Genomic DNA, 7,360 nt, shown 5'->3' on the forward strand with positions numbered 1-7,360 from the left:
GAATTGCCCAACCAGACAGGAGCCTTTGCATGGAACAGCTTACCGAACTGGACAATGCCTTTATCCAGATGGAGAGCAGTCGCACTCCCATGCACATTACACCCGTTATCTTCTACGACCAGTCGGGCGTGGCAGGCGGCAGGGTCCGGTTCAAGGATATTCTGCAGGTGTTCGAAGGCAACCTCCACAAGTCAAAGATCTTCCGCCGTAAACTGGCCGGGGGCGCCCTCGGCTTCGACACCCCTTTCTGGATCGAAGACGAAAACTTTGACCTGGAGTTCCACGTCCGTCATATCGCCCTGCCCAAACCCGGCGACTGGCGGCAGCTGTGCATACTGATGGCCCGGCTGCATGCCAGGGGCCTGGACATGACACGTCCGCTGTGGGAGGCCTATGTCATCGAAGGATTGAACAAGGTGCAAGGGCTCCCGGAAAACAGCTTCGCGATCATGCTGAAGATCCACCACTCAGCCATCGACGGCGTGTCCGGTGCCGAGATCATTGCCGCAATTCACAGCCTGGACCCGGATGCCCCACTACCGGAGGTGGACGACGACTGGCGCGGCGAATCCTCGCCACCGGTGAGCAAGGTCATCACCCAGGCTTACATCAACAACATCAGGCGGCCCATACACCTGGCAGGCACCGTTCGCCAACTGGTGCCAGCGATGATCAAAGCCAACAAGCTCAGCAGCGAGCACGATCAGGAAGAGAGACACCTGGAGCGCACCCGCTTTAATGCCAGGATCGGCTCACACCGGGTTACCGATGCGTTGATCATGGAACTGACGCGGATAAAGAAGATTCGCCAGTGTGTCCCGGGTGCCACCATCAACGACGTTATCGTCGCCACCGTCAGTGGTGCCATGCGCAAATACCTCGAGGCTCACGACGAACTGCCAGAACACAGTCTGGTTTGCGCCGCGCCAATAAACGTCCGTCAGGAGCGTAACAGCGATTCCAAGGGCAACCAGGTTGGCGTAATGACCATCGACATGGCGACAGATATAGCCGACCCGGTCGAGAGGCTGAAGGCGGTGATGTCCCACAGCGCCAACTCGAAGGAAACCTCCCAGGTCGTCGGTACTGGCGTGATGATGGACGTTTCCCGCGGTATATGGCCGCAGTTCATGAACCTGACCATGCGAGCAGCCACATCGCTGGCGCCGAAGACCGCGACACCGATGCCCATACACACCGTCATATCCAACGTACCCGGCCCGCAGTTTCCCCTGTATTTAGCCGGCGCCCGGGTGCATATGTTAATGGGCCTGGGGCCGCTGGTGGATATGAGCGGGTTATTTCACGCCGTGATCAGCGGCATGGGCCTGATTACCATCAATTTCCTCAGCTGCAGGGAAATGCTGCCCGACCCGGACTTCTACAAGCAGTGCCTGGAAGAGTCCTACGCAGATCTGGAGGCAGCGACTTTCCTCAAGAAAAAATCGCCCCGGCGCAAGGCCAGAGCCAAAACCAAAGCCAAAGCCAAAACCAAAACCAAAGCCAAAGCCAAAGCCAAAGCCAAAGCCAGCTGATTATTCCCAGCCCAGAACCGCTGCCTCAAGCAACACCGGGGGCAGTGGACGCTCACTGTTAAAGCGCTGCCTGAGCCAGGGCACCAACTGCCCCAGCAGTCCCTCGGTTCCATGCAGCAGCGGCAGGGTCACCAACAGGGAATCGCCCGCGGTATTGAGCAACACGAGGTGTTCCGGCCGTAAAGGCACCGCCCGGATAGTTAGCACCTCCCAATCGACGCTCACCCCATGTCGTTGCTGCCAGGCGAGCTCGGTAGCCAGCAGCTCCGCCTCTTCCAGCAATTGCTGACACAGCGCCCGCTGTTGCCCGAGGTCGCCATCGCCGCGGAACGCCAGTTGCAGATTGTAGTGAGAGCAACGGGGACCCAGGGCAGTAAACTCCCAGTGGGGTGACACCAGGCCCGGCGACATGGGGATTGCTGCCGTTGCTTCCTCAACGGCAACGAGATCGCGACACAGACCCTGGCCACAAAACTGACCCAGTACCGATTGCTCGTAGGTGGGTTGCTGCCCGCTGCGGGGATGGGCCAGCATGATGGTTCTTCCGGCAACACTGACGGAGACAGCCTCTCGCGGATGCCGGCGCAGCTGCACCGGAAAACCCAGGGTTATGTCGTCCAACACCAGCGCCAGTTGCGCGGCATAGCGCTCCACGGCCCGCGACCAGGCGGTAAGGCGCAGGGCTTCATCGGAGTCCCGAGCCTGCCGGCGGGCGAGATCTGCCTCCGCCAGGTATACCTCGGTCAGCTCCAGCAGCGCGCTGCTGGCGAAACTGGCGCGAAGCTCCGGGTCGGCAGATTCCAGGGCCTGCACGATCCGCTCATAGCGGGACGCTTCAGCAAGCGTCTGTGCACCTGCCAGCAAGGCAATAATTGCCACCGCTGAACACCAGTTCCTCAGCCCGTTTACCGCCATCAGTGAACGCACGGATCAATCGAGGCTGTCGCGGGACAGCAAGTACCGCAGGCGTTAACGCTAGCCGAAAACGTAGAAGGCCAGCTTGTTGCCGTCAGGGTCGCGAACGTAGGCGCCATAGAACATATCCGGTATGCGCTGTCCGGGTTCTCCCTCACAGCTGGCACCGAGGGAAAGCGCCTTGGCATGCAACTCGTCGACCTTGTCCTTGCTCGGGGCGGTAATCGCTACCATGTTTCCATTACCCGGCTGCGGGTCGCTCTCGTTGTAGGGAATGCAGATAGACAGCATGGGAGCATCCATGCCGGTGCCGATGAACGCGATGCGATCCATATCCATTAACAGGGAAGCACCCAGGTCCGCCAACAACTCGGTATAGAAAGCCTTCGCCTTTTCCATGTCCGTTACGCCAATGGTAGTGTATCCAATCATTGCTCAGTACCTTAGTGATGTGATGGGCGGCCTAGGCTAACCCAATGCCGACCACTTAGGAACCCCGGGGCGGGCCATCCCGGGGCGGGCCATCCCGGGGCGGGACATTCTGTCGTCTCACCGCCTGGCCATCCTGTAAACGCTCGACACCCCGGACCGCCACCCAGTCTCCGGCCTGGAGCTCGCCGCTGACACTGACCCAGTCGGAAGCCCCTTCTCCCACCTCGACCCACACCTGACTGGCCTTGTCATCCTCATCGATACGGAAAACATAGCCACCCTCGGCCCGCAATACGATGGCGTCCCGCGGGATTTGCAGCGCCGGTTCATTGCTGGCGATTTCCACGCGAACATTGGCCAGCTGCCCGGCAATCATGTCGCGGGTCCCGTTGTCCGCCAAATCAGCGCGCACTTCGAAGGTCTGGGAATTGATGTCTGCCGCCGGGATAACCGTTCTGACGACGGCCCGGTACTGCTGCGGTTTCTCGCCCAGCAGCTGGCCTCCCTGGGGAGTGAAATGGACGGTTTCGCCCGGCTCTACTCGACTGAGATAAACCACCGGCACCTGGAGACGCAGCTCCAGGGTATCGAGATCCACCAGACGGACGATAACGTCGCCGATACGGGCGTACTCACCGCCCCGCTTGTGCCGCTCGGCAATCACCCCGGCATAGGGAGCAACCAGTTGCGAACGCCGGAGTTCATCGTCCAGCTGATCGATCCTGGCCTGGAGCGAGCGGGCTTGCAGAATGGAAATGTCGCGGTTGGTTTCGCTTTCGTCCACCAGTCGTTGCGAGGCATTGTTGTACTCCTGCAGGCGGCGCAGCCGGGCAAGCTCCTTGTTGAGGTAATCGGTACTGACCTGCTCCCGTTCAACCTGGTGCTCCAGTTCCTGCTTGCGCAGCAGGATGGGTTGCTGGTCCAGTCGCGCGATGACCTGGCCCTTTTCCACCCGCGTTCCAGGTTCCAGCACCCACTCCAGTTCACCAGGGACAGTCAGGCTGAGCGCGGCATCGTGTCGACTGAAAATTCTGCCGCTTAGTGGCAGGCTGCGCTGTATCGGCCGCTCCCTGACCTGCTCAACCCGCACCGGAACAGGGTCCTGAGGGGCTTGCGCGAGGCTGCTGGTGGCAAACAGCGCAGTGATCAGCAGCGGCGACAGGTAACGTGGCATCAGGCCGACTCTCCAGTTGTAGGCACCCTGCCCAAGCGTAACAGGCTGGGAAGCAGCAACAAGGTAAACATGGCACACACGGTCATGCCGCCCACGATCACCGTCGCCAGCCCCCGATAGATTTCCGAGCCAACGCCGGGAATCACCATTAGCGGCACCATGCCGAAAATACTGGTCAGCGTGCTCATGAAAATCGGGCGCGCCCGGAACAACACGGCCTGATAGACCGCATCGGCTTCTCCCATGCCCGCGCGCTGGGCGCTGCGGGTCTGGTCAACCAGCAAAATGGCGTTGTTGACCACCAGGCCCAGCAGGATGATAAAGCCGATCATGGTCAGCAGGTCGAGCGACTGATAGGTAACCAGGTTCAGTAGCTTTAATCCAATCAGCCCACCGGCTATGGCCATGGGCATCACCAGCAGCACCAGTGCGGCGTCCCGCCCGGACCTGAATAGCGCCGCCATGATCAGGTAGAGAATCAGCACCGCCAGCAGGAAATTGATACCGACCGTGCGCAGGGCCTCCGACAGCCTGTCGGCGCTGCCCCGGTAGCCCAGCCGGGCACCCCGGGGCAACAGGGGCTTAACCTGGGGCTCCACCTCGGTGCGTAGCCTGTGCAGGGCTTCCTCCATGGTCACTGTATCGGGCGGGATCAGGAAAATAGTGATGGTCCGCAGGCCGTCGACCCGCTGTAATTGCGACGGCCCGACGCCCCGCCGGATCTCCGCCAGGTCCCCTATGGTCTGGATTCCGGCCAGCGGGGTCGCCAGGGGCATGGCAACCAGTTGCTCCGGCGAATCCCACTTTTCGGTCTGCAGGATCATGTCGTACCGTTCATTGCCGTCGAAATACTCGCCAGCCCACAACCCGTCTGTGTAGGTTCTCACCACATCGCCCACCGCACGCCGGTCCAGCCCGGAAAGACTGAGGCGTTGCTCCCGTGGATAGATCCTGAGTTCCGCCTCACCGGCACTGAGATCCGGAGCAGAAAATACGACAGCGCCCTCCCAGAGGCCCCGGGTCAGTTCCATGGTTCTGGCAGCAACTGCTTTCAATTGCTCGAGATCCGCTCCCTGGATATCAATATTGATCGCGTCAGGGCCGTCGTCACTGAGGTTGAGCATGGATGACTGGCTGACAAAGGCCTCGGTATCGGTAATGCCCTGGAACAGGTCGTTACGCAGCAGGTCCAGTAATGCCGGCACGTCCTCGGAGTGCTCCGGATAAATAAAGGCCATGGTGTCCCTGGCGCCAAAAGAGGCAAAGTTATAGCCTCGAATTTCTGGCGTCTTCTTTCCCTCGTAGTAGGGTTTCAATCGGCCAATGACCTCGCTGGCGATTTCCTTTTCCAGGGTGTCGAGATTAATCCCCGGCGGGGTGGCAAAGTAGGTCTGGATTGCGTCGATCCGCGCCTTGGGCAGAAAATCGACCTGGGGCAGAAAAGCCCAGGAAAGCAACAGACTTCCACCCAGTATCGCCCCTATCCAGCCAAGTCGCCGGGTACGGGTTTTTGTCGCCGTGAGTACCATGTCGGCAAGTTGCCGCCAGCGGGCTTCAAAACGGTCTTCACGGATGTTATTGGCCGACAGTCGGTGAGCGGCGGCGGGAAGGATAGTCAATGCGGTCAGCAGGGAGACACTGACTGCGGCAGTGAGGGTAATGGCCAGGTCCTTGAACAGCTGTCCCTCGACACCGACCATAAACAGAATCGGCAGGAAAATGGCCACACTGGTAAGCGTGGAAGAAAACAACGCGCCGGATACCTGGCGACAACCCTGCAAAGTGGCCTCGACGCTGGAAAGCCCTGTGGCGCGTAAGCGGACGATATTTTCCTGCACGATGATCGCAGCGTCCATCACCAGGCCGACAGCAAAGGCCAACCCGGCCAGCGAAATGACATTAAGAGTCTTGCCGGTCAGCCGCAGTACCACAAAAGCGACCAGTAACGATATGGGTATGGTGGCCGCGATAATCAGGGTGGCCCGCAGGTTACGGAGAAAGAACCAGAGGACCAGGCTCGCCAATCCCAGGCCAAGCAACAGATTCTGGTTCACCAGGGCAATCGCCCGGCGTATATGCAGCGAGGCGTCGAAGCTCAGTTCTATGTTCAGCCCCCGGTCGTGTAACACCTCTTCATTGAGCTCATCTATCGTGGCATTCAGTGCATCGAGCAATTCCACGGTATTGGCGTCGTACGCGGGAATCATACTGATGTAGTAAGCGGGAAAGCCGTTGCGGAACGAGAGATTGACCCGTTTGCGTAAACCCAGCTCGACAGTGGCAACTTCCTCTAGCCGGACCGGTTCACCGTTCTGCCAGGTGATCACCAGGTCGCCCAGTTCGTCCAGGTTTCGCTGTCCCAGATAACGTACCGTGTAACGCCGCCGTCCCACATCGGCAAATCCGCCGGAGACATCGACCGCGCGGCGCAGGGTGTCCGCGACCTCGGGAATACTAATGCCACGGGCGGCCAGTCGATGAGTATCGAGCGTGATGTGTATTTCCGGGTCCCGCTCGCTGGACAGCACCACCCGCGCAACTCCCGGTACCCGGGAGAGCCTTGGTTCCACTTCCTGATCGATCAGGGACTGGTAAGTCGCGACATCCCGATTTTCATTGCCTGGCAGGGTATAGATCAGCAGAGACGCCGCCTGCCCGCGCCCGCTTCCACCACCCGAGCGGATCTCGGGCTCATCAGCATCGGCCGGGAGGTCGGTCGCCTGGTTGAGTTGGGTAATCACATCTATCAGCGCCCGCTGCATATCCCAGCCGATGCGGAAATTGAGTCGGATACGGCCAAAACCCCGGTTGATGTCGCTCACCATGCTCTCGAGGCCCTCGATATTGCGCAGGACTTTCTCCTGGGGCTGAATAATCGACTCCTCGACTTCCTCCGGGGCAGCGGCACGCCAGTTCGTTTGTATGGAGATCGCCGGACGTTCCACGTCGGGCAAAAGCTGTATGGGCAGGGAGCGCACACTGATAAGCCCGAAGACAACTATCAACGCGACGATGACAGCGATGGCTGCCGGGTTGTTCAGTGATAGCCGGGTCATGGCGTGGGATTTGGCTCGTTCTTGTTATAAGTAGCCAAGTCTAGTAGATATTCCCCGGAAAGGACATTTGGGGTCAGAGTAAAAACCCCTCCGCCTCTGCCTCTGCCTGAGCTGCCGGCAATGCAACGGGGTTTTTACTCTGACCCCAAATCTGCGGGTGCCTGGCAAGGGCCTGCCCCGCTTTACCGGGTTTGACCGTAGGTCATTGCCATGTGTAAAAGGCCAACCGACCCATAAAAAAATCCCGC

General features: G+C 59.8%; 5 protein-coding genes. 1 reads left to right on the forward strand and 4 read right to left on the reverse strand.

Annotated features, from left to right (window positions below):
- Nucleotides 1-29 precede the first annotated feature (29 nt).
- The gene (locus E2F43_RS15590; RefSeq protein WP_133214265.1) at nt 30-1,535 is read left to right on the forward strand and encodes a WS/DGAT/MGAT family O-acyltransferase; all 1,506 of its coding nucleotides are present in this window, start codon (nt 30-32) and stop codon (nt 1,533-1,535) included.
- Here E2F43_RS15590 and E2F43_RS15595 read toward each other — a convergent pair whose 3' ends face one another.
- The 4 genes from E2F43_RS15595 to E2F43_RS15610 all read right to left on the reverse strand — a co-directional run bounded on the left by E2F43_RS15595 (nt 1,536) and on the right by E2F43_RS15610 (nt 7,112).
- The gene (locus E2F43_RS15595; RefSeq protein ID WP_133214267.1) at nt 1,536-2,414 is read right to left on the reverse strand and encodes a hypothetical protein; all 879 of its coding nucleotides are present in this window, start codon (nt 2,412-2,414) and stop codon (nt 1,536-1,538) included.
- 96 nt (nt 2,415-2,510) lie between these two features.
- Nucleotides 2,511-2,882, reverse strand: a complete 372-nt coding sequence (locus tag E2F43_RS15600; protein WP_133214269.1) for a VOC family protein — start codon at nt 2,880-2,882, stop codon at nt 2,511-2,513.
- Between the two features lie 55 nt (nt 2,883-2,937).
- Nucleotides 2,938-4,056: an efflux RND transporter periplasmic adaptor subunit gene (locus E2F43_RS15605; RefSeq protein ID WP_133214271.1), complete on the reverse strand. Its 1,119-nt coding sequence runs from the start codon at nt 4,054-4,056 to the stop codon at nt 2,938-2,940.
- Nucleotides 4,056-7,112 (reverse strand): efflux RND transporter permease subunit, encoded by a 3,057-nt coding sequence (locus E2F43_RS15610; RefSeq protein ID WP_133214273.1) that lies wholly within the window; start codon nt 7,110-7,112, stop codon nt 4,056-4,058. The genes E2F43_RS15605 and E2F43_RS15610 overlap by 1 nt, the downstream gene beginning before the upstream one ends.
- Between the last annotated feature and the right edge of the window lie 248 nt (nt 7,113-7,360).

It is taken from the genome of Seongchinamella unica (assembly GCF_004354085.1).
In the GTDB taxonomy this organism is placed as follows: Bacteria; Pseudomonadota; Gammaproteobacteria; order Pseudomonadales; family Halieaceae; genus Halioglobus; species Halioglobus unicus.

Excerpts from the sequence above, each read along its gene's own strand:
- E2F43_RS15590 (WP_133214265.1), top strand. The coding sequence starts at position 30 with ATGGAACAGCTTACCGAACTGGACAATGCCTTTATCCAGATGGAGAGC.
- E2F43_RS15600 (WP_133214269.1), bottom strand. The coding sequence starts at position 2,882 with ATGATTGGATACACTACCATTGGCGTAACGGACATGGAAAAGGCGAAG.
- E2F43_RS15605 (WP_133214271.1), bottom strand. The coding sequence starts at position 4,056 with ATGCCACGTTACCTGTCGCCGCTGCTGATCACTGCGCTGTTTGCCACC.
- E2F43_RS15610 (WP_133214273.1), bottom strand. The coding sequence starts at position 7,112 with ATGACCCGGCTATCACTGAACAACCCGGCAGCCATCGCTGTCATCGTC.